34 protein-coding genes are annotated in these 20,549 nt (G+C 67.9%); 1 reads left to right on the top strand and 33 read right to left on the bottom strand.

What is annotated here, in order from left to right; translation table 11 throughout:
* The first annotated feature begins 48 nt into the window (after nt 1-48).
* A complete protein-coding gene (locus tag ABZ135_RS02450) occupies nt 49-1,029 on the top strand; it encodes a hypothetical protein (protein WP_356690940.1) in 981 nt (326 codons plus the stop codon).
* On the opposite strand, the gene truA is transcribed toward ABZ135_RS02450, so the two are convergent.
* The 33 genes from truA to ABZ135_RS02285 all read right to left on the bottom strand — a co-directional run bounded on the left by truA (nt 1,000) and on the right by ABZ135_RS02285 (nt 20,513).
* Complete coding sequence (gene truA, locus ABZ135_RS02445; RefSeq protein ID WP_356690938.1) at nt 1,000-1,887, bottom strand: tRNA pseudouridine(38-40) synthase TruA; 888 nt, start codon at nt 1,885-1,887, stop codon at nt 1,000-1,002. The two genes, ABZ135_RS02450 and truA, sit on opposite strands and share 30 nt — an antisense overlap.
* A gap of 63 nt (nt 1,888-1,950) precedes the next feature.
* Nucleotides 1,951-2,424 (bottom strand): 50S ribosomal protein L17, encoded by a 474-nt coding sequence (rplQ, locus tag ABZ135_RS02440; protein ID WP_345486241.1) that lies wholly within the window; start codon nt 2,422-2,424, stop codon nt 1,951-1,953.
* A 99-nt stretch (nt 2,425-2,523) separates the two neighbouring features.
* The gene (locus tag ABZ135_RS02435; protein WP_003966937.1) at nt 2,524-3,546 is read right to left on the bottom strand and encodes a DNA-directed RNA polymerase subunit alpha; all 1,023 of its coding nucleotides are present in this window, start codon (nt 3,544-3,546) and stop codon (nt 2,524-2,526) included.
* A gap of 119 nt (nt 3,547-3,665) precedes the next feature.
* On the bottom strand, nt 3,666-4,070 hold the full coding sequence (gene rpsK, locus ABZ135_RS02430; protein ID WP_017949643.1) for a 30S ribosomal protein S11: 405 nt from the start codon (nt 4,068-4,070) through the stop codon (nt 3,666-3,668).
* Between the two features lie 64 nt (nt 4,071-4,134).
* Nucleotides 4,135-4,515, bottom strand: coding sequence for a 30S ribosomal protein S13 (gene rpsM, locus ABZ135_RS02425; protein ID WP_356690935.1), 381 nt, complete (start codon nt 4,513-4,515; stop codon nt 4,135-4,137).
* Between the two features lie 188 nt (nt 4,516-4,703).
* The gene (gene rpmJ, locus ABZ135_RS02420; protein WP_003956441.1) at nt 4,704-4,817 is read right to left on the bottom strand and encodes a 50S ribosomal protein L36; all 114 of its coding nucleotides are present in this window, start codon (nt 4,815-4,817) and stop codon (nt 4,704-4,706) included.
* Nucleotides 4,818-4,880: 63 nt separating this feature from the next.
* The gene (gene infA / locus ABZ135_RS02415) at nt 4,881-5,102 is read right to left on the bottom strand and encodes a translation initiation factor IF-1 (RefSeq protein ID WP_003956442.1); all 222 of its coding nucleotides are present in this window, start codon (nt 5,100-5,102) and stop codon (nt 4,881-4,883) included.
* A gap of 162 nt (nt 5,103-5,264) precedes the next feature.
* A complete protein-coding gene (gene map / locus ABZ135_RS02410) occupies nt 5,265-6,116 on the bottom strand; it encodes a type I methionyl aminopeptidase (protein ID WP_356690933.1) in 852 nt (283 codons plus the stop codon).
* 97 nt (nt 6,117-6,213) lie between these two features.
* A complete protein-coding gene (locus ABZ135_RS02405; RefSeq protein WP_356690931.1) occupies nt 6,214-6,861 on the bottom strand; it encodes an adenylate kinase in 648 nt (215 codons plus the stop codon).
* The gene (gene secY, locus ABZ135_RS02400) at nt 6,861-8,180 is read right to left on the bottom strand and encodes a preprotein translocase subunit SecY (protein ID WP_356690929.1); all 1,320 of its coding nucleotides are present in this window, start codon (nt 8,178-8,180) and stop codon (nt 6,861-6,863) included. The genes ABZ135_RS02405 and secY overlap by 1 nt, the downstream gene beginning before the upstream one ends.
* A gap of 215 nt (nt 8,181-8,395) precedes the next feature.
* Complete coding sequence (gene rplO, locus ABZ135_RS02395; RefSeq protein ID WP_356690927.1) at nt 8,396-8,851, bottom strand: 50S ribosomal protein L15; 456 nt, start codon at nt 8,849-8,851, stop codon at nt 8,396-8,398.
* 1 nt (nt 8,852) lies between these two features.
* Nucleotides 8,853-9,035 (bottom strand): 50S ribosomal protein L30, encoded by a 183-nt coding sequence (rpmD, locus tag ABZ135_RS02390; protein ID WP_005313525.1) that lies wholly within the window; start codon nt 9,033-9,035, stop codon nt 8,853-8,855.
* The gene (gene rpsE, locus ABZ135_RS02385; protein WP_030201551.1) at nt 9,035-9,640 is read right to left on the bottom strand and encodes a 30S ribosomal protein S5; all 606 of its coding nucleotides are present in this window, start codon (nt 9,638-9,640) and stop codon (nt 9,035-9,037) included. The genes rpmD and rpsE overlap by 1 nt, the downstream gene beginning before the upstream one ends.
* A gap of 45 nt (nt 9,641-9,685) precedes the next feature.
* Entirely contained in the window at nt 9,686-10,069 is a 384-nt protein-coding gene (gene rplR / locus ABZ135_RS02380) for a 50S ribosomal protein L18 (RefSeq protein WP_345486245.1), read from the bottom strand.
* 3 nt (nt 10,070-10,072) lie between these two features.
* Entirely contained in the window at nt 10,073-10,612 is a 540-nt protein-coding gene (gene rplF, locus ABZ135_RS02375) for a 50S ribosomal protein L6 (RefSeq protein ID WP_031076678.1), read from the bottom strand.
* A 21-nt stretch (nt 10,613-10,633) separates the two neighbouring features.
* Nucleotides 10,634-11,032, bottom strand: a complete 399-nt coding sequence (gene rpsH / locus ABZ135_RS02370) for a 30S ribosomal protein S8 (protein ID WP_041130779.1) — start codon at nt 11,030-11,032, stop codon at nt 10,634-10,636.
* A 223-nt stretch (nt 11,033-11,255) separates the two neighbouring features.
* Complete coding sequence (locus ABZ135_RS02365; protein WP_003956452.1) at nt 11,256-11,441, bottom strand: type Z 30S ribosomal protein S14; 186 nt, start codon at nt 11,439-11,441, stop codon at nt 11,256-11,258.
* 5 nt (nt 11,442-11,446) lie between these two features.
* Entirely contained in the window at nt 11,447-12,004 is a 558-nt protein-coding gene (gene rplE, locus ABZ135_RS02360) for a 50S ribosomal protein L5 (RefSeq protein ID WP_265864084.1), read from the bottom strand.
* The gene (rplX, locus tag ABZ135_RS02355; protein WP_128985129.1) at nt 12,001-12,312 is read right to left on the bottom strand and encodes a 50S ribosomal protein L24; all 312 of its coding nucleotides are present in this window, start codon (nt 12,310-12,312) and stop codon (nt 12,001-12,003) included. Before rplX ends, rplE begins: the two co-directional genes overlap by 4 nt.
* Nucleotides 12,313-12,314: 2 nt before the next feature.
* Complete coding sequence (rplN, locus tag ABZ135_RS02350) at nt 12,315-12,683, bottom strand: 50S ribosomal protein L14 (RefSeq protein ID WP_003956455.1); 369 nt, start codon at nt 12,681-12,683, stop codon at nt 12,315-12,317.
* A 104-nt stretch (nt 12,684-12,787) separates the two neighbouring features.
* On the bottom strand, nt 12,788-13,069 hold the full coding sequence (gene rpsQ, locus ABZ135_RS02345) for a 30S ribosomal protein S17 (RefSeq protein WP_345486246.1): 282 nt from the start codon (nt 13,067-13,069) through the stop codon (nt 12,788-12,790).
* Nucleotides 13,069-13,293: a 50S ribosomal protein L29 gene (gene rpmC / locus ABZ135_RS02340; RefSeq protein WP_128985131.1), complete on the bottom strand. Its 225-nt coding sequence runs from the start codon at nt 13,291-13,293 to the stop codon at nt 13,069-13,071. Before rpmC ends, rpsQ begins: the two co-directional genes overlap by 1 nt.
* Nucleotides 13,293-13,712: a 50S ribosomal protein L16 gene (gene rplP, locus ABZ135_RS02335; RefSeq protein ID WP_030494257.1), complete on the bottom strand. Its 420-nt coding sequence runs from the start codon at nt 13,710-13,712 to the stop codon at nt 13,293-13,295. Before rplP ends, rpmC begins: the two co-directional genes overlap by 1 nt.
* A 5-nt stretch (nt 13,713-13,717) precedes the next feature.
* Nucleotides 13,718-14,551 (bottom strand): 30S ribosomal protein S3, encoded by an 834-nt coding sequence (gene rpsC / locus ABZ135_RS02330; RefSeq protein ID WP_356690923.1) that lies wholly within the window; start codon nt 14,549-14,551, stop codon nt 13,718-13,720.
* Nucleotides 14,551-14,898: a 50S ribosomal protein L22 gene (gene rplV, locus ABZ135_RS02325; RefSeq protein WP_009327087.1), complete on the bottom strand. Its 348-nt coding sequence runs from the start codon at nt 14,896-14,898 to the stop codon at nt 14,551-14,553. The genes rpsC and rplV overlap by 1 nt, the downstream gene beginning before the upstream one ends.
* Nucleotides 14,899-14,941: 43 nt before the next feature.
* Nucleotides 14,942-15,223, bottom strand: coding sequence for a 30S ribosomal protein S19 (gene rpsS / locus ABZ135_RS02320; protein WP_282694361.1), 282 nt, complete (start codon nt 15,221-15,223; stop codon nt 14,942-14,944).
* A gap of 12 nt (nt 15,224-15,235) precedes the next feature.
* Nucleotides 15,236-16,072, bottom strand: coding sequence for a 50S ribosomal protein L2 (gene rplB, locus ABZ135_RS02315; protein ID WP_352079964.1), 837 nt, complete (start codon nt 16,070-16,072; stop codon nt 15,236-15,238).
* Between the two features lie 39 nt (nt 16,073-16,111).
* Complete coding sequence (gene rplW / locus ABZ135_RS02310) at nt 16,112-16,435, bottom strand: 50S ribosomal protein L23 (protein ID WP_265864044.1); 324 nt, start codon at nt 16,433-16,435, stop codon at nt 16,112-16,114.
* The gene (gene rplD, locus ABZ135_RS02305) at nt 16,435-17,085 is read right to left on the bottom strand and encodes a 50S ribosomal protein L4 (protein ID WP_345486248.1); all 651 of its coding nucleotides are present in this window, start codon (nt 17,083-17,085) and stop codon (nt 16,435-16,437) included. The genes rplW and rplD overlap by 1 nt, the downstream gene beginning before the upstream one ends.
* Before the next feature lie 4 nt (nt 17,086-17,089).
* Entirely contained in the window at nt 17,090-17,734 is a 645-nt protein-coding gene (rplC, locus tag ABZ135_RS02300) for a 50S ribosomal protein L3 (protein ID WP_137993938.1), read from the bottom strand.
* A 13-nt stretch (nt 17,735-17,747) separates the two neighbouring features.
* Nucleotides 17,748-18,056 (bottom strand): 30S ribosomal protein S10, encoded by a 309-nt coding sequence (gene rpsJ / locus ABZ135_RS02295; RefSeq protein WP_003948644.1) that lies wholly within the window; start codon nt 18,054-18,056, stop codon nt 17,748-17,750.
* Between the two features lie 437 nt (nt 18,057-18,493).
* Complete coding sequence (locus ABZ135_RS02290; RefSeq protein WP_356690919.1) at nt 18,494-19,339, bottom strand: hypothetical protein; 846 nt, start codon at nt 19,337-19,339, stop codon at nt 18,494-18,496.
* Nucleotides 19,332-20,513, bottom strand: a complete 1,182-nt coding sequence (locus ABZ135_RS02285) for a hypothetical protein (RefSeq protein ID WP_356690917.1) — start codon at nt 20,511-20,513, stop codon at nt 19,332-19,334. Before ABZ135_RS02285 ends, ABZ135_RS02290 begins: the two co-directional genes overlap by 8 nt.
* Nucleotides 20,514-20,549: the final 36 nt, after the last annotated feature.

Below are 20,549 nucleotides of genomic sequence, written 5' to 3'. Positions count from 1 at the left end.
TTGTCGCCGCCGCCGGCCCCGGATCCCAAGCGGATTAGGATGCGCGGCATGAGCTTTGGGGGACCGCAGCCGGGCGGCGAGCAGCAGGGACAGCAGGGGTACGGGTACGGCTACCCGCAGCAGCCGCAGCAGCCGTACGGGTACGGGTACCCGCCGCAGCAGCAGCCGCCGTACGGGCAGCCGCCGAGCGGCCCGCAGCCGGACCCCTTCCCGGGCGCCCAGGCCGCCCACACCCCCGACTGGAGCGCCCTGGCCGCGGCCTCCGAGGCCCGCGGCAGGCGCAAGCGCCGGCTGATGATCGTCGGCGCGGCCGTCGCCGCGGTGGCCGTCGGCGCGGTCGTCGCCACCGCCGTCGTCGCCACCAACAAGAACAACGACCAGGCCAAGAACGGCGGCGGCGCCACCCCGACCGGCTCGGCCGCCCCCACCGACACCGTCGAACCGGCCCCCACGTTCTCCTCCGTCGCCCCGCTGCCGCCGCCCGACCCGATGGACTTCATCTCCGACGCGAAGAAGGACAAGGCGCCGCTGAGCCCTGAGGGCCTCTTCCCGGGCCAGAAGCTGACCATGAACGACCGCGTCTACAAGAAGGGCGCGACCTCCTCCACGACCAACTGCGCGGCGGTCACCCAGGGCGGCCTCGGCCCGGTCCTGAAGAACAACGGCTGCACGCGCGTGATCCGCGCCACCTACGTGAAGGACGGCGTCGCCGTCACCGTCGGCGTCGCCGTCTTCCCCACCGACGAGCAGGCCACGAAGGCGAAGCAGCAGGCGAGCGGCGGCATCGCCCCGCTCGTGGGCGCGGGCGTCGGCGACTTCTGCCACAAGACGGTCTGCCTGCGGCGCACCAACTCGATCGGCCGCTACGTCTACCTGACCCAGACCGGCTTCACCAACGGCAAGAAGGCCACCACCGCCGACAAGCCGGTCTTCCAGACCGCCGACGACCTGGGCACCTTCGCCTTCAACCAGCTCTACGCCCGCGGCCGCGCCCAGGCATCAGCAGCAGCCGGTGCTCCCGGGGAGTGACCGCTTGTTGCGGGCCTCGCGGCTGCGGGCGGCGAGCTGGTCGTCGGCCGGGTAGCCGACCTCCTCGAGGGTGAGGCCGTGCGGGCGGACGACGTGGACGGCCGAGTCGCGGACGCCCGCGGCCAGCACCTTGCCCGGCCACTCCACCGGGCGGTGGCCGTCGCCGACGAACAGCAGGGCGCCCACCAGGGAGCGGACCATGTTGTGGCAGAAGGCGTCGGCCTTGACCGTGGCCTCCAAGATGCCGTCGGGGCGGCGCTGCCAGCGCAGCTCCTGGAGGGTGCGGATGGTGGTGGCGCCGTCGCGCTTCTTGCAGTACGCGGCGAAGTCGTGCTCGCCGACCAGCCGCTCGGCGGCGGCGTTCATGGCGTCCATGTCGAGGGCCCAGTCGTGCCACAGGACGTGTCCGCGCAGCAGCGGGTCGACCCCGCCGGGGTGATCGGTGACCCGGTAGGCGTAACGGCGCCAGATCGCCGAGAAACGGGCGTTGAAACCCGCCGGGGCCTCCGCCACGCTCCACACCCGGACGTCGTGCGACAGGCGCCCCGCGAGCCGCCTGAGCAGCTTCTCGCGGTGCTCCTCCCACAGCGTGACCGGCAGGTCGACGTGGGCGACCTGGCCGCGGGCGTGCACCCCGGCGTCGGTGCGGCCGGCGACGGTCAGCTCGTAGGTCTCCTGGGAGCGGGTGACGGTCCGCAGGGCGTCCTCGATCTCGCCCTGGACGGTCCGCTGCCCGCGGGCCTGCTTGGCCCAGCCGGAGAAGTCCTTGCCGTCGTACGACAGGTCGAGCCGTACCCGTACGAACCCGGGCCGCACGTCGTCACGCTGGTCAGTCACGCCGTAAATCCTCTCAAACACACGGGAACGGGCCCGCACCCCGGAGGGTGCGGGCCCGCACACGAGACGGGAACGTCAGAACGCTCAGGCGTCCTGCGCGTCCTCGGCCTTGGTCTCCTCGGCCTTGGGGGCCTCGTCGGCCTCCTTGACGGCGCGCTTGGTGGCGGCCTCGGCCTCGGCGACGGTCGCCTTCTTGGCAATCTCGCCCTCGACCAGCTCGATCACGGCCATCGGGGCGTTGTCGCCACGACGGTTGCCGATCTTGGTGATGCGGGTGTAGCCACCCGGGCGCTCGGAGTAGCGCGGGGCGATCTCGGTGAAGAGCGTGTGGACGACGCCCTTGTCCGTGATCGTCTGCAGCACCAGGCGACGGTTGTGGATGTCGCCCTTCTTCGCCTTGGTGATCAGGCGCTCGGCGACCGGACGCAGGCGGCGGGCCTTAGCCTCGGTCGTCGTGATGCGGCCGTGCTCGAAGAGCGACTTCGCCAGGTTGGCGAGGAGCAGCTTCTCGTGCGCGGCGGAGCCGCCGAGGCGGGCGCCCTTGGTGGGACGCGGCATGGTGTTTCTCCTTGAGATCTGCACCGGCCGTATCAGGTACCGGTGTCAGGGCCCCGCAGGCGGATGCCTACGGGCAGCTATCAATCAGTACTGCGCGGGTCAGTACTGCTCGGTCTCGACGAAGCCCGCGTCCGCGTCGTCGTCGGCGCCGAAGGCGTCGGCGGCGGCGGTCGGGTCGAATCCGGGCGGGCTGTCCTTGAGGGCCAGGCCCATGCCGGCCAGCTTCGCCTTGACCTCGTCGATCGACTTCGCACCGAAGTTGCGGATGTCGAGCAGGTCGGCCTCGGAACGCGCCACGAGCTCACCCACGGAGTGGATGCCCTCGCGCTTGAGGCAGTTGTACGACCGAACGGTGAGCTCGAGCTCCTCGATCGGCAGCGCCAGGTCGGCGGCCAGGGCGGCGTCCGTCGGGGACGGGCCCATGTCGATGCCCTCGGCGTCGATGTTGAGCTCGCGGGCCAGACCGAACAGCTCGACCAGGGTCTTGCCGGCGGACGCCATGGCGTCGCGCGGGCGCATGGCCTGCTTGGTCTCGACGTCGACGATCAGCTTGTCGAAGTCGGTGCGCTGCTCGACTCGGGTCGCCTCGACCTTGTAGGTGACCTTGAGGACCGGCGAGTAGATGGAGTCGACCGGGATGCGGCCGATCTCCTGGCCGACCTGCTTGTTCTGCACGGCGGAGACGTAGCCGCGACCGCGCTCGACGGTCAGCTCCATCTCCAGCTTGCCCTTGCCGTTGAGCGTGGCGAGGACGAGGTCGGGGTTGTGCACCTCGACACCGGCCGGCGGGGCGATGTCCGCGGCGGTGACCAGACCCGGGCCCTGCTTGCGCAGGTACATCACGACCGGCTCGTCGTGCTCCGAGGAGACGACCAACTGCTTGATGTTCAGGATGAGGTCGGTGACGTCCTCCTTGACGCCCGGCACGGTGGTGAACTCGTGCAGGACACCGTCGATGCGGATGCTGGTGACAGCAGCGCCGGGGATCGACGAGAGGAGGGTACGGCGGAGGCTGTTGCCGAGGGTGTAGCCGAAGCCCGGCTCCAGCGGCTCGATGACGAACCGGGAGCGGAACTCGTCGACGACCTCTTCGGTCAGCGAGGGACGCTGAGCGATCAGCATGTCTGTGATTCCTTCAGTCGTGGACGCCCGCTATTTGACGTCCTCGGATGGTGCAAGGGTACGGGCGGCACGCCTCCGAAGAGCCGTACCGCCCGGGAAACCCTGCGTGACGCCGTGCGTCAGACGCGGCGGCGCTTCGGCGGACGGCAGCCGTTGTGCGGGGTGGGGGTGACGTCCTGGATCGAGCCGACCTCGAGGCCGGTGGCCTGGAGGGAGCGGATCGCGGTCTCACGGCCGGAGCCGGGACCCTTGACGAAGACGTCGACCTTGCGCATGCCGTGCTCCTGCGCGCGGCGGGCGGCCGACTCGGCGGCCATCTGCGCGGCGAAGGGGGTGGACTTGCGCGAGCCCTTGAAGCCGACGTGGCCGGCGGAGGCCCAGGAGATCACGTTGCCCGAGGGGTCCGTGATCGAGACGATCGTGTTGTTGAACGTGCTCTTGATGTGCGCGTGGCCGTGAGCGACGTTCTTCTTTTCCTTGCGGCGCACCTTCTTGACGGCGCCCTGACGTCCCTTGGGGGGCATCTATTTCTCCTACGGGAGGTGGTCGGTCCTACAGCGAAGACCGTGGACAGGTGTCCGCTGTGGACTACTTCTTGCCCGGCTTCTTCTTGCCGGCGATGGCGCGACGCGGGCCCTTGCGGGTACGAGCGTTCGTGCTGGTGCGCTGACCGCGGACGGGCAGGCCACGACGGTGACGCAGACCCTGGTAGCAGCCGATCTCGACCTTGCGGCGGATGTCGGCGGCGATCTCGCGGCGGAGGTCACCCTCGGTCTGGAGGTTGGCGTCCACGTACTCGCGGATCTTGACGAGGTCTTCCTCGCCGAGGTCGCGGACACGGGTGGACGGGTTCACGCCGGTGGCGGCGAGGATCTCCTCGGACCGGGTGCGCCCGATACCGAAGACGTAGGTGAGTGCGACCACCACACGCTTGTCACGCGGGATGTCAACACCGGAAACGCGTGCCATTCAATGGCTCCTGTGTTCTCGGGGGTCTGCCGCAGAACCGCTCCCGACCGCCGTACGAGGTACGAATCGGGTCCCCGGCCCCCGCCGGAGGTGTCGCCGACCCTGTCTGGGCTGGGCGGGCTCTGCGTATGTACGTATTGCTGTGCGTCGCGCGAAGAAACTGCGAGATGCAGGTAGGTCGGCGTGCGTCAGCCCTGGCGCTGCTTGTGGCGCAGGTTGTCGCAGATGACCATGACCCGGCCGTGGCGGCGGATCACCTTGCACTTGTCGCAGATCTTCTTGACGCTCGGCTTGACCTTCATGGGATGTGAGGTTCTCCGGGTCAGTGCCACCACCCGCGCGCGGAGGCGGGGTGCGGGCAAGATCTACTTGTACCGGTAGACGATCCGGCCACGCGTCAGGTCGTACGGAGACAGCTCCACGACGACCCGGTCGTCCGGAAGGATACGGATGTAGTGCATCCGCATCTTGCCGGAGATGTGCGCGAGGACCTTGTGACCGTTCTGGAGCTCCACCTTGAACATGGCGTTCGGGAGGGACTCGATCACGGTGCCCTCGATTTCGATGGCACCTTGCTTCTTGGCCACGCTTCGCCTTTCGAATCGGCTACCTTGATCGACTCTCGCCGCCGCATGCGGACACACGGGTACACGAGAGCCGACGCATCAGTCTACGTCAGGCCCCTGGAAAAGACGAATCCGATGAGCCTGCCCAACGGGGGAGATCGTTACGCCGCCGGGGCACCCCCGCTAGCCCAGCGGGTCCGGCGCCGCCTCGATGCCCAGTTCGGCCAGCTTCGCCTTGCCGCCGTCGACCGCAGTGAGGACCAGGGGGCCCTGCTCGGTCAGGGCGACGCTGTGCTCCCAGTGGGAGGACCAGGTGCCGTCGGTCGTGATGACGGTCCAGTCGTCGGCGAGGACCTCGGTCCTCGGGGTGCCCAGGGAGACCATGGGCTCGATGGCCAGGCAGAAGCCGGGGACCAGCTTCGGGCCCTTGCCGCGCTTGCGGGAGACGTAGTTCAGCAGGTGCGGGTCCATGTGCATCTCGGTGCCGATGCCGTGGCCGCCGTAGTCCTCGATGATCCCGTAGCGGCCCAGGCTGTGGTCACCGACCGCCGGGCGCGGCTGGCGCTTGATGTACGTCTCGATCGCCTTCGAGATGTCGACCAGCCGGTTGCCGAGCTTCATCGCCGCGATGCCGGCCCACATCGACTCCTCCGTCACCCGCGACAGCTCGATCAGCTCCGGCGCGTGGCCGGTGCCCACGAAGGCCGTGTACGCGGCGTCGCCGTGCCAGCCGTCGACGATCGCGCCGCAGTCGATGGAGATGATGTCGCCGTCCTTGAGGACGGTCTTCTCGTCCGGGATGCCGTGGACGACGACCTCGTTCACCGAGGTGCAGATGGTGGCGGGGAAACCGCCGTACCCGAGGAAGTTCGACTTCGCGCCGTGGTCGGCGATCACCTTGCGGGCGACCTCGTCCAGGTCCCGGGTGGTCGCGCCGGGCACCGCCGCCTCGCGGGTCGCCGCGTGGATGGCCGCGACGACCAGCCCCGCCTCGCGCATCTTCGCGATCTGCTCGGGGGTCTTGATCTGCACCATCGTGGCGGGGGCCTTTCCTTGCGCGTAAGGGGTCGGAAACAACGATACGGCCGCGGCGCCCTCCCGGGCACCGCGGCCGTATCGCACAAGCCGTGGGTTACTTCTTCAGCGCGTCCATCGCCCGCGCCGTGACCTCGTCCACCTTGCCGAGCGCCGAGATCGTCACGACCAGGTTCTGCGCCCGGTAGTAGTCGATGATCGGCTCCGTCTGCGTGTGGTAGACCTCCAGGCGCCGGCGGACGGTCTCCTCGGAGTCGTCGTCGCGCTGGAACAGCTCGCCGCCGCAGACGTCGCAGACGCCCTCGGTCTTCGGAGCGTTGTACGTCACGTGGAACACGTGCGAGGAGTCGTTACGGCAGATGCGGCGACCCGCGATCCGCTTCACGACCTCGTCCTCGGGGACCTCCAGGTCCAGAACCGCGTCCAGTTGCATGTCCTCCGCCTTGAGGACCACATCCAGAGCCTCGGCCTGGGCCACGTTGCGCGGGAACCCGTCGAGCAGGAAGCCGCCTGCGGCATCGTCCTGCTCCATGCGGTCCTTGGCCATCCCGATGGTGACCTCGTCCGGTACGAGGTCCCCGGCGTCCATGAACGCCTTCGCCTTGCGCCCCAGCTCCGTGCCCTTGGAGATGTTGGCACGGAACAGGTCGCCCGTGGAGATGTGCGGGATGTCCAGGTTCTTGGCAAGGAACGCGGCCTGCGTTCCCTTGCCGGCCCCGGGCGGTCCGACGAGGACGATTCGCATCAGCGGAGGAACCCTTCGTAATTGCGCTGCTGGAGCTGGCTCTCGATCTGCTTCACGGTCTCGAGCCCGACACCCACGATGATGAGGATGCTCGTCCCGCCGAACGGGAAGTTGGCATTGGCACCGCCGAAGCCTGCCAACGCCATCGTCGGCACAAGAGCGATCAGACCCAGATACAGCGAGCCCGGCCAAGTGATCCGGTTGAGCACGAAGCTCAGGTACTCGGCAGTAGGTCGACCAGCCCGGATACCCGGGATGAAGCCACCATACTTCTTCATGTTGTCGGCGACTTCCTCGGGGTTGAACGAGATCGCCACGTAGAAGAAGGCGAAGAACACGATCAGAAGGAAGTACGTGGCGATGTAGTAGGGGTGGTCACCCTTGACGAAGTGGGCTTCGATCCAGGTCTTCCAGCCCGAGGTGCTGTTCGAGAACTGCGAGACCAGCGCCGGGATGTAGAGCAGCGACGACGCGAAGATGACAGGAATCACACCTGCCTGGTTCACCTTCAACGGGATGTAAGTGGACGTACCGCCGTACGATCTGCGGCCGATCATCCGCTTCGCGTACTGCACCGGGATGCGGCGCTGGGCCTGCTCGACGAAGACGACGAGGGCGACCATGACGAAGCCGATGAGGATGACGGTGCCGAACTCGATCCAGCCCTTGGCGAGCTTGCCGCTCTCCTTGATGGCCCACAGGGCGCCGGGGAAGCCGGCGGCGATCGAGATGAACATGAGGATCGACATGCCCTGGCCGATGCCGCGGTCGGTGATGAGCTCACCGAGCCACATGGTGACGGCGGTGCCCGCGGTCATGGTGATGACCATGGTGACGGTGACGAAGATCGACTGGTCCGGGACGACCTGGTTCGCGACCGTGCAGCCGCTGAAGAGCGCGCCGGTGCGGGCGGTGGCGACGAGGCCGGTGCCCTGGAGGATGGCGAGGGCGACCGTCAGATAACGCGTGTACTGCGTGATCTTGGCGGTGCCGGACTGCCCCTCCTTCTTGAGGGCTTCCAGGCGGGGGATCACGACGGTCAGCAGCTGCAGGATGATGCTCGCCGTGATGTACGGCATGATGCCGAGCGCGAAGATGGTGATCTGGAGCAGCGCCCCGCCACTGAACATGTTGACCAGGCCGAACAGGCTGTTGTTGCCCTGGCTCGCCTGATCCACACACTGCTGGACGGCCTCGTAGCTGACACCGGGGACGGGGATGTGTGCCCCGAGCCGGTACAGCACGATGATGCCGAGCGTGAAGAGCAGCTTCTTGCGCAGGTCGGGCGTCTTGAACGCCCGGGCGAACGCGGTGAGCACGGTGCCTCCTGCGACCCCCGCGCACGTGCGTCAGAGGTGACGGTCTTGAGGTTCGACGATGAGAGTTGCCTGCCTCGAGCACCCGCGGGCATACCGCACGCACTCTAGACAGTGGACGCCACCTTACCGGCGACCATGGCCCCCTAGGAACGACCAACCGGGGATGCCCCTTTTGGGAGGCATCCCCGGTGGGATGTTCAGGCCATCGAGTCGTCTCAGACGAGCTCGGTGACGGTGCCGCCGGCGGCGGCGATCTTCTCCTTGGCGGAGCCGGAGACGGCGTCGACCGTCACCTGCAGCGCCACGGAGATCTCGCCCTGGCCGAGGACCTTGACGAGCTGGTTCTTGCGCACCGCACCCTTGGCGACCAGGTCGGCCACCGTGACCTCGCCACCCTGCGGGTAGAGCGCGGCCAGCTTGTCCAGGTTCACGACCTGGTACTCGGTGCGGAAGGGGTTCTTGAAGCCCTTCAGCTTCGGGAGACGCATGTGGAGGGGCATCTGCCCACCCTCGAAGCGCTCCGGAACCTGGTAGCGGGCCTTCGTGCCCTTCGTACCACGACCGGCCGTCTTACCCTTCGACGCCTCACCACGACCCACACGGGTCTTGGCGGTCTTGGCGCCCGGGGCGGGACGGAGGTTGTGGACCTTCAGCGGGTTGTTCTCCGCCATGTCAGTCGACCTCCTCGACCGTCACGAGGTGGCGGACGGTGTGCACCATTCCGCGGAACTCGGGGCGGTCCTCCTTGACGACCACGTCGTTCAGGCGCTTGAGCCCGAGCGAACGCAGCGTGTCGCGGTGGTTCTGCTTGCTGCCGATGTACGACTTCGTCTGCGTGATCTTGAGGCGAGCCATTACGCACCCGCCCCGGCACGCGCACGGAGCAGAGCCGCGGGAGCGACGTCCTCGAGGGGCAGACCGCGGCGGGCCGCGATCTCCTCGGGACGCTGCAGGCCCTTGAGGGCCTCCACGGTCGCGTGCACGATGTTGATCGCGTTGTCGGAGCCGAGCGACTTCGACAGGATGTCGTGAACGCCGGCGCACTCGAGCACGGCGCGCACCGGGCCACCGGCGATAACACCGGTACCGGGGGAAGCCGGCTTGAGCAGGACGACGCCCGCGGCCTTCTCACCCTGGATCGGGTGCGGGATGGTGCCCTGGATACGGGGGACCTTGAAGAAGTGCTTCTTGGCCTCCTCCACACCCTTGGCGATGGCGGCCGGCACCTCCTTGGCCTTGCCGTAACCGACACCCACGGTGCCGTCACCGTCGCCCACCACGACCAGCGCGGTGAAGCTGAAACGACGACCACCCTTGACAACCTTGGCGACGCGGTTGATCGCGACTACGCGCTCAACGTACGCGGTCTTCTCGGCGGCGGCAGCGCCACCGTCGCGGCCCTTCCGGTCCCGCCGCTCGCCGCCACCGGCACCGCTTCCGCGGCGCTGGGGTCCAGCCATTGGAATACCTCTCTCTGTTACGTCCGTTAGTCCCGGAACCGGGGCTTAGAACTTCAGCCCGGCTTCGCGGGCGGCGTCAGCCAGAGCGGCAATGCGCCCGGCGTACCTGTTGCCACCACGGTCGAACACGACGGCCTCGACGCCGGCGGCCTTGGCGCGCTCGGCGACCAGGGCGCCGACCTGCTTGGCCTGCGCGGACTTGTCGCCCTCGCCACCGCGGATCGAAGCGTCCAGGTGGGACGCCGACGCCAGGGTGTGGCCCTTCAGGTCGTCGATGACCTGCGCGGTGATACCGCGGTTGGAACGCGTCACGACGAGGCGCGGACGCTCCGCCGTACCCGACACGCTCTTACGGATGCGCAGGTGACGGCGCGCCTTGGCAGCGCGCTTGTAAGCGTCGCCCTTGGCGATCTTCACACCGTATGCCATGGCTTACTTACCAGCCTTTCCGACCTTGCGGCGGATGACCTCGCCCGCGTACTTCACGCCCTTGGCCTTGTACGGGTCGGGCTTGCGAAGCTTGCGGATGTTCGCGGCGACCTCGCCGACCTTCTGCTTGTCGATGCCCTCGACCGAGAACTTGGTCGGCGACTCGACCTTGAAGGAGATCCCCTCGGGGGCCTCCACCAGGATCGGGTGGCTGTAGCCGAGCTGGAACTCCAGGTTGGAGCCCTTCGCGGCCACGCGGTAACCGACACCGCTGATCTCGAGCGCCTTCGTGTACCCCTGGGTCACACCGGTGATCATGTTGGCCACCAGCGTGCGGGACAGGCCGTGAAGGGCCTTGTTCTGACGCTCGTCGTTGGGGCGGGTGACGTTCAGAACGCCGTCCTCACCCTTGACGATCTCGATCGGCGCGGCGACGGTGTGGGTCAGGGTGCCCTTGGAACCCTTGACCGTGACCGTGCGGCCCTCGATGGTGACGTCCACGCCGGCGGGAACCGTGATGGGGAGCTTGCCGATACGCGACATTGGCTTTTCCTCCGTTCCCGACTACCAGACGTAGGCGAGGACTTCCCCACCCACGCCCTTCTTCTGAGCCTGCTGGCCGGTCAGGAGACCGTGGGACGTGGAGATGATCGCCACGCCCAGGCCGCCGAGGACCTTCGGCAGGTTGGTGGACTTCGCGTAAACCCGGAGGCCCGGCTTCGAGATCCGCTTGATGCCCGCGATGGAGCGCTCACGGTTCGGACCGAACTTGAGGTCGAGCACGAGGTTCTTGCCGACCTCGGCGTCCTCGACCTTCCAGCCCGTGATGAAGCCCTCCTGCTGGAGGATTTCCGCGATGTGAGACTTGATCTTGCTGTGCGGCATCGTCACGGAGTCGTGGTACGCCGAGTTCGCGTTACGCAGACGCGTGAGCATGTCTGCGATCGGATCAGTCATGGTCATGAATTGGCCTTCGGCCTCTCTCGCCGGGGTTTCCTGGTGCACCATCCCTCTCCCCGATCCGAGACGGGGCGGGTGCGGTGCGGTGGACCTACGGCGTAGTAAGTCGTACGGGCGGCGGACGCCCAACCCCACAAGCCTAAGCCATGCGGGGGTGGGCCTCCGCCAACCCTCTGCTTACCGAGAGACTCCTGTGGTTCCCTGACGCCCTACGGGCGAGGGGGAATTACCAGGAGCTCTTGGTCACGCCCGGCAGCTCGCCACGGTGAGCCATCTCACGAAGGCACACGCGGCAGAGGCCGAACTTGCGGTACACGGAGTGGGGGCGACCGCAGCGCTGGCAGCGGGTGTACGCACGCACACCGAACTTGGGCTTGCGGGCAGCCTTCGCGATGAGAGCCTTCTTCGCCATCTCGCTTACGCCTCCTTGAACGGGAAGCCGAGGTGACGCAGAAGGGCACGGCCCTCGTCGTCGTTGGTCGCCGTGGTGACCACGGTGATGTCCATACCCCGGACGCGGTCGATCTTGTCCTGGTCGATCTCGTGGAACATGACCTGCTCCGTGAGACCGAAGGTGTAGTTGCCACGGCCGTCGAACTGCTTCGGGGACAGGCCGCGGAAGTCGCGGATGCGCGGCAGCGCGAGCGACAGGGTGCGGTCCAGGAACTCCCACATGCGGTCGCCACGGAGCGTGACGTGGGCACCGATCGGCTGACCCTCGCGCAGCTTGAACTGCGCGATGGACTTGCGGGCCTTGGTGACGGCCGGCTTCTGACCGGTGATCGTGGTGAGGTCGCGGATCGCGCCCTCGATCAGCTTCGAGTCACGGGCGGCGTCGCCGACACCCATGTTGACCACGATCTTCACGAGGCCGGGGATCTGCATGACGTTCTCGTACTTGAACTCGTCACGCAGCTTGCCCGCGATCTCCTCGCGGTACTTCGTCTTGAGACGCGGAGTGGTGGTAGCCATCAGATGTCCTCACCCGTCCGCTTGGCAACGCGGATCTTGTTGCCCTCGTCGTCGAAGCGGTAACCGACACGCGTGACGACCTTCTTGCCGTCCTTCTCCACGACCAACTGGACGTTGGAGACGTGGACCGGGGCCTCGGTGGTCACGATGCCGCCGGCCTGGTTCGGGCCGGCCTTGGTGTGCTTCTTGACCCGGTTGACACCCTCGACGAGGACGCGGGACTCGGCGGGGAAGGCCGCGATGACCTTGCCCTGCTTGCCCTTGTCCTTGCCGGTGATGACCTGGACCAGGTCGCCCTTCTTGATCTTCATGCTTACAGCACCTCCGGCGCGAGCGAGATGATCTTCATGAACTTCTTCTCGCGCAGCTCACGGCCGACGGGGCCGAAGATACGGGTGCCGCGAGGGTCGCCGTCGTTCTTCAGAATGACGGCGGCGTTCTCGTCGAAGCGGATGTACGAGCCGTCCTGGCGGCGGCGCTCCTTGACGGTGCGAACGATGACCGCCTTGACGACGTCACCCTTCTTCACGTTGCCACCGGGGATCGCGTCCTTGACGGTGGCGACGATGACGTCACCGATGCCCGCGTAGCGGCGACCCGAGCCACCGAGCACACGGATGCAAAGGATTTCCTTCGCACCAGTGTTGTCGGCGACGCGAAGTCGCGACTCCTGCTGGATCACGTCTATCTCCTGATTGTCTGCCGGTTCCCGGCGGGGGCCTCATTCGCATGAGGCCCCACGCCGAGCCTGGCGGAACTGTTCCTAGGGGGTCCCCCTAGGAGGGATTACTTGGCCTTCTCGAGGATCTCGACGACGCGCCAGTGCTTCGTGGCGGACAGCTTCCGGGTCTCCATGAGGAGGACGCGGTCGCCGACGCCGGCCTGGTTCTGCTCGTCGTGAGCCTTGAGCTTGTTCGTACGGCGGATGACCTTGCCGTACAGCGCGTGCTTGACGCGGTCCTCGACAGCGACGACGACGGTCTTGTCCATCTTGTCGCTGACGACGAGGCCCTCACGGACCTTGCGGGCGTTGCGCTCGGTCTTCTCAGTCACGTTGTTCTCGCTCATCAGGCGTTCTCCACCGTCTCGATGCCCAGCTCGCGCTCACGCATCAGGGTGTAGATCCGGGCGATGTCCTTACGGACGGACTTGAGCCGACCGTGGTTCTCGAGCTGGCCCGTCGCCGCCTGGAAGCGGAGGTTGAACAGCTCTTCCTTGGCCTCGCGGAGCTTGGCGACAAGCTCCTCGTTGCCCAGCTCGCGCAGCTCGGACGCCTTGGTACCGGCCGACATCACAGCTCACCTGCCTCGCGCTTAACGATCTTGCACTTCATCGGCAGCTTGTGAGCCGCTCGAGTCAGGGCCTCACGCGCGATCTTCTCGTTCGGGTAGGACAGCTCGAACATCACCCGACCGGGCTTGACGTTCGCGATCCACCACTCCGGAGAACCCTTACCGGAACCCATGCGGGTCTCGGCAGGCTTCTTCGTGAGCGGGCGGTCCGGGTAGATGTTGATCCAGACCTTGCCGCCACGCTTGATGTGGCGGGTCATCGCGATACGCGCGGCCTCGATCTGGCGGTTGGTCACGTAGGCCGGGGTGAGGGCCTGAATGCCGTACTCGCCGAACGCAACCTGCGTGCCACCCTTGGACATACCGTTGCGCTTCGGGTGGTGCTGCTTGCGGTGCTTGACCCTACGGGGGATCAGCATTTCGGTCAGGCCTCCGTTCCGGTGCTCTCAGCAGCCGGAGCGGCGGCGGGAGCGTCGGCCTTGGGGGCCTCGGCAGCCGGAGCCTGCTGCGGCTTGCGACCGCGACCGCCACGCTCGCCACCGCGGCCACCACGGCCGGCCGGGCGGTCAGCGCCACCACGGGCCGGGCGGTTGCCGGCGCGGGCAGCGGCGTTCTCGGCGCGGACCTCGGCGATGTTCTTGACGTCGCCCTTGTAGATCCAGACCTTCACGCCGATGCGGCCGAAGGTCGTCTTGGCCTCGAAGAAGCCGTACTCGACGTTCGCGCGGAGCGTGTGCAGCGGCACACGACCCTCGCGGTAGAACTCCGAGCGGGACATCTCGGCGCCGCCGAGACGGCCACCACACTGGATCTTGATGCCCTTGGCGCCGGCCTTCATGGCGGACTGCATGCTCTTGCGCATGGCCCGACGGAAGGAGACGCGCGAGGAAAGCTGCTCGGCGACGGCCTGGGCCACCAACTGAGCGTCGACCTCGGGGTTCTTGACCTCGAGGATGTTGAGCTGGACCTGCTTGCCGGTCAGCTTCTCGAGCTGGCCGCGGATCTTGTCGGCCTCGGCGCCACGGCGACCGATGACAATGCCCGGGCGAGCGGTGTGGATGTCCACGCGGACACGGTCACGGGTGCGCTCGATCTCCACCTTCGAGATGCCGGCGCGCTCCATGCCGGACGTCAGCATCCGACGGATGGCGACGTCTTCCTTGACGTAGTCCTTGTACAGCTTGTCGGCGTACCACCGGGACTTGAAGTCCGTGGTGATGCCGAGCCGGAACCCGTGCGGGTTTACCTTCTGGCCCATTACCGGGTTCCTTCCTTGCTGCTGACGACCACGGTGATGTGGCTGGTCCGCTTGCGGATCCGGTAGGCACGGCCCTGAGCACGCGGACGGAACCGCTTCAGGGTCGGGCCCTCGTCGACGTACGCCTCGCTGATGAACAGCGAAGAGGCGTCCGTGTGGTCGTAGTTGTGCGCGGCGTTGGCGATGGCGCTGTCGAGCACCTTGCCGACCGGCACGGAGGCGGCCTGCGGGGCGAATCGCAGGACGGCCTGGGCCTCCGTGGCGTCCATGCCACGGATGAGGTCCACCACGCGGCGGGCCTTCATGGGCGTGACGCGGATGTACCGCGCCTGGGCCCTGGCTTCCATGGTTGTCCTTCCAGTTACTTACGTGTCTGTTGCGATCCGCGCCTTAGCGGCGCTTCGACTTCCGGTCTTCCTTGACGTGACCCCGGAAGGTGCGCGTCGGCGAGAACTCGCCGAGCTTGTGGCCGACCATCGACTCGGTGACGAACACCGGGACGTGGGTCTTGCCGTTGTGCACCGCGATCGTGTGGCCCAGCATGGCCGGGACGATCATCGAGCGACGGGACCAGGTCTTGATGACGTTCTTGGTGCCGGCTTCGTTCTGGGCGTCCACCTTCTTGATGAGGTGGTCGTCGACGAAGGGCCCCTTCTTGAGACTGCGCGGCATCTAAACCCGCTCCTAGCGCTTCTTGTTCGTCTTGCGGCGGCGGACGATGTACTTGTTCGACGCCTTCTTGGGCGAACGAGTACGGCCTTCCTTCTGGCCCCACGGGGACACCGGGTGGCGACCACCGGAGGTCTTGCCCTCACCACCACCGTGCGGGTGGTCAACCGGGTTCATCGCCACACCGCGAACGGTCGGGCGAACGCCCAGCCAGCGCTTGCGGCCGGCCTTACCCCAGTTGATGTTCGACTGCTCGGCGTTGCCGACCTCGCCGATGGTGGCGCGGCAGCGGGCGTCGACCAGACGAATCTCGCCGGACGGCATGCGGAGGTGGGCCATCGAGCCCTCCTTCGCGAGCAGCTGCACGGAGGCACCTGCGGAGCGGGCGAACTTGGCGCCACCGCCGGGACGGAGCTCGATCGCGTGGATCGTGGTACCGACCGGGATGTTGCGGAGGGCCAGGTTGTTGCCGGGCTTGATGTCGGCCGTGGGGCCGTTCTCGACCCGGTCACCCTGCGCCAGACCACGCGGGGCGATGATGTAGCGCTTCTCGCCGTCCGCGTAGTGGAGCAGCGCGATGCGCGCGGTGCGGTTGGGGTCGTACTCGATGTGAGCGACCTTGGCCGGCACGCCGTCCTTGTCGTGACGACGGAAGTCGATCACGCGGTAGGCGCGCTTGTGGCCACCGCCCTGGTGGCGGACGGTCACACGACCGGTGTTGTTACGGCCGCCCTTGCTGTGCAGGGGGCGGACCAGCGACTTCTCCGGCGTGGACCGCGTGATCTCGACGAAGTCGGCGACGGAGGAGCCACGGCGGCCCGGCGTCGTCGGCTTGTACTTGCGGATACCCATTTCTCAGTCCTCGTCCGATATCGGACGACTCGACCGCCGTCAGGCGGTCGGGCCGCCGAAGATGTCGATTCGGTTGCCCTCGGCAAGGGTCACGATGGCGCGCTTGGTGTTGGCGCGCTTGCCGAAACCGGTGCGGGTGCGCTTGCGCTTGCCCTGACGGTTGATCGTGTTGACCCCGGTGACCTTGACCGAGAAGACCGCCTCGACGGCCTGCTTGATCTGGGTCTTGTTGGCGCCCGGCGCGACGATGAACGTGTACTTGTTCTCGTCGAGCAGCGCGTAGCTCTTCTCGGAGACAACCGGCTTGACGAGGACGTCACGCGGGTCCGTGAAGGTCTTGCTCGTGATCGTGGCCTCGGACATCAGGCCTCGCTCCCTTCGGTCTCATCGGCCTTGGGGCCAGACACGAAGGACTCGAGGGCGGCCTGGGTGAAGACCACGTCGTCGGATCGCATCACGTCGTACGTGTTGAGCTGGCCCGGCTCCAGGATGTGCACCTGGGGCAGGTTGCGGGCGGACAGCCACGCGGCCTCGTCGGAGCGCTCGGCGACCAGGAGCAGGTTCTTGCGCTCCGAGATCTTGCCGAACAGCGTCTTCGCGGCCTTGGTGGAGATGCCACCCTCGACCACGCCGGTGACGACGTGGATGCGGGAGTGGTTCGCCCGGTCGGAGAGGGCACCGCGGAGGGCGGCGGCCTTCATCTTCTTGGGGGTCCGCTGCGAGTAGTCACGCGGCACGGGACCGTGCACGACGCCACCACCGGCGAACTGCGGGGCGCGGGTCGAACCCTGACGGGCGCGGCCGGTGCCCTTCTGGCGGTACGGCTTCCGGCCACCACCGCGGACCTCGCCACGCGACTTGACCTTGTGCGTGCCCTGGCGGGCGGCGGCCAACTGCGCGACGACGACCTGGTGGATCAGCGGGATGCTGACCTTGGCCTCGAAGATCTCGGCCGGGAGCTCGACGGTCCCGGTCTTGTCGCCGGAGGGCGACAGAATGTCAATGGTGCTCATATCCTCAGGCCCCCTTGGCCGCGGTGCGGACCAGGACGAGGCCGCCGTTCGGACCAGGAACCGCGCCCTTGATCAGGAGCAGGCCCTTCTCCGCGTCAACGGCGTGAACGGTCAGGTTCTGGGTGGTCACGCGCTCGTTGCCCATACGGCCGGCCATGCGCATGCCCTTGAAGACGCGGCCCGGGGTGGCGCAGCCACCGATCGAACCGGGCTTGCGGTGCACGCGGTGGGCACCGTGCGACGCCTTGCCACCACGGAAGTTGTGGCGCTTCATGGCACCGGCGAAGCCCTTGCCCTTGCTCTTGCCGGTGACGTCGACCTTCACGCCGGCCTCGAAGACCTCGGCGGTGATCTCCTGGCCGAGCGTGTACTCGGAGGCGTCAGCGGTGCGGAGCTCCACCAGGTGGCGGCGCGGGGTGACGTCGGCCTTGGCGAAGTGACCCTTGAGGGGCTTGTTCACCTTGCGCGGGTCGATCTCGCCGAAGGCGATCTGGACCGACTCGTAGCCGTCGGTGTCGTTCGTACGCACCTGGGTCACGACATTCGGGCCGGCCTTGACGACGGTCACCGGGACGACCCGGTTGTTCTCGTCCCAGACCTGCGTCATGCCGAGCTTCTCGCCCAGGATGCCCTTGATGTTCTTAGCCATCTCGCGCGTCACCTCAGAGCTTGATCTCGATGTCGACGCCCGCCGGCAGGTCGAGGCGCATGAGCGAGTCAACCGTCTTCGGCGTGGGGTCGAGGATGTCGATGAGGCGCTTGTGCGTGCGCATCTCGAAGTGCTCGCGCGAGTCCTTGTACTTGTGCGGCGACTTGATGACGCAGTACACGTTCTTCTCAGTGGGCAGCGGCACCGGGCCCGCGACCGACGCACCAGTGCGCGTCACCGTCTCGACGATCTTCTTCGCCGAGGAGTCGATGACCTCGTGGTCGTAGGCCTTGAGCCGGATGCGGATCTTCTGTCCCGCCATGGCTACTCAGTAGTCCTGTCTCTCGTAACGCTCTGGAACCCGGGGGTTCTCCTGACTCCTCCTCCGACCCACGCGGTCGGGCGTGTCGCACTCCCTCTACGAAGAAGTCCCGAAGGATTTCCCAACCAAGGGGGTGCGGGCCCACAAACCCGCGAAGCCGGGGGCGGAACACCCACCGGGTGCCTGGTCGGCACCCCGCTGACGCTTCCCGGAAGATTCCCGTACGTCCGCCCCTGAGAAGGGGCGACGAGTACTGTGGGACTCGCTTCCGGTCCTCCCGGCGGGAGGCGCGCAGCATCGGCACTCAACCGAGCAACCCCGACAGTCTGCCATACGGGACCTACCGGCCGCCAATCGGGGGCGAAGACTGTACCCCACGTCACGCCGCGGTAACCACGGGGGCACGCCCGGACGTGGACGTGCCCCTCCGTCGGCGCTCAGGTGCGCGACAGTGTCCCGCAGTCCTCCGACGGGTCGGCGAGATCCAGATCGGCCGCGTACGGATCGACGCCGCCACCGGAGTCGTCGGCGGCCCCTCCCTGGAACCAGGGGTGGACGACCCCGTCGAAGGCACCACAGTCGATGTTGGAGACGAAGTACCTGTGCTGCACGGGGCTCAGGGTGCCGGGGAGCGTGTCCCATTCCTCGGGGTCGTACACCTCGAAGATCATGTCGCGACGCATGACCACCCGCGCCACCCGGTCACGGCCGGGCATCGCGTCCGCCATCGCGTAGACGAAGGCGTACTCCGCCCTGATCCGCACGATGCCGGGCTCGTCGCCGGCCTCGAAGGTCATCTTTCCCCGGGTCTTGACCGTCCCGCCGACCGGGCGGGCCTCGTCCGGGTCGAACCGGGTGAAGAGCGTGAGGGGGTCCCGCTCGTCGCTCGGCCGGTTCAGCCAGTCCTGGTAGCCGGCCCGGAGCCCGTCCCAGGACTCGATCATGTACAGCGCGGGCGGCGGGTTCTCGCCCCGGAACACCGAGGGACCCAGATTCGTGGCGACGAGGAACTCCTTCACCCGCCGCAGCGCGTCGGCCACCTGGGACTCCGACATCCCTCTCACCGCCCGCGCCTCGGGCAGCTCGATGCCGGCGGCCCCGTCGGCCCACGAGGCGGCGGGAGAGCCGCGGAAGGGCTGGGTGGCACTGGGCGGCCCCCCGGCCGCGAAGCGCGTCGCGGCTCCGGGCGGGGACCAGACCGCCAGACCTCCGAGCAGGGCGAGGGCGAGCGCTCCGCCCACCATGGCCGCACGCAGGCGGGTGCGACGACGACCGTCAGACACGGGTCACCGTTCCGCACTCCTTCGGGAGCTGGTCGAGGTCCTTGCTGCGGTCGTACGGGTCGACCGCCGGGCCGGACGGGTCGGCGATGCGGTCCTCGGCGAACGTGGGGTGGAAATAGCCGTCCTCGGGCCGGTCGCAGGCGTCGTTGCCCACGTTCGCGTCCCACGCGTTCACGCCGAGCTTGCCCCGGGTGGCCTGGAACCGCGCCGGGTCGGCCAGGGAGAAGGTGATCTGCCGGCGGACGACCGTGCGGGTCACCGCCCCGGCTCCCGGCCCGGCCTTCGCGACGGGGTAGACGAAGGTGTAGTCGGTGTGGATCAGCACCTCGCCCGCGTGCTCGCCCGTGCCGTTCTCGACGCTCATCCGGCCGCGGACCTTGACGACCGTGCCGACGGGCCGGACCTCGGCCGGGGAGAAGCGGCTGAAGAGCAGCGTGGGGTCGTCCCGTTCCGAGGGCTTGGCGAGGGCCTTCTCCATGCCCGACACCAGGTCCGGCTGCTTCGGGTCGAGCAGGCCGAGCGCACGCTCCGGCCTGCCGCCCCTGAGCACCTCCGGGTCCAGGTTCGCCGCCACCAGGAAGTCCTTGGAGCGCTTCAGGGCGGCCTCGACCTGGGACTTCGACATCCAGCCGGTCGCCTTCGCCGCCGGCGGCTCGATGCCCGCCGCGCCGTCGGCCCAGCGCAGGGCCGGGGAGCCCCGGAAGGGTTCCTTCAGGGTCGGGCGGCCGGGGTCGGCGTACTCCGGGGCCGCCGTCGGAGGGACCGTCTCGGCGGCGAGAGGGGTGGTGTCCTCGGGCAGGTCCGTCCAGCTCGACGGCAGGGCGGAGGCCAGGCTCTCCGGGAGCACGCCCGTCACCGCCTGCGGACGTACGGCGACGAGCGCGAGCGCGGCCGCCAGGGTGACGCCGAGGACCGCCTTGACCCGGCGCCCGCGGGCCGCGCGGCCGTTCATCTCCTGCCAGGCCGGGCCGGTGCGCCAGCCCGCCGGTTCCTGCCGCTTCGGCGCCTTGGGCGGCTTGGGCGGCTTGGGCGGCTTGGGCCGCTTCGGCACCCTGGCCCTGCGCAGGGCGCGCTCCTGCGCCTCCGTGCCGAGGCCCTGCTCGCGCGCGGCCTCCACGAACGCGGCCCATTCCGCGTCGGAGACCGACGGCTTGTCCGACGGCTTCTCTTCCATGTGTCCCACCCCTGTGCGTACCGTGCGATCCGGACG

Source organism: Streptomyces sp. NPDC006339 (assembly GCF_040612775.1).
Lineage (GTDB): Bacteria > Actinomycetota > Actinomycetes > Streptomycetales > Streptomycetaceae > Streptomyces.
Note: the sequence above shows the minus strand (reverse complement) of the source record. Positions and strands in the feature narration are given on the sequence as shown.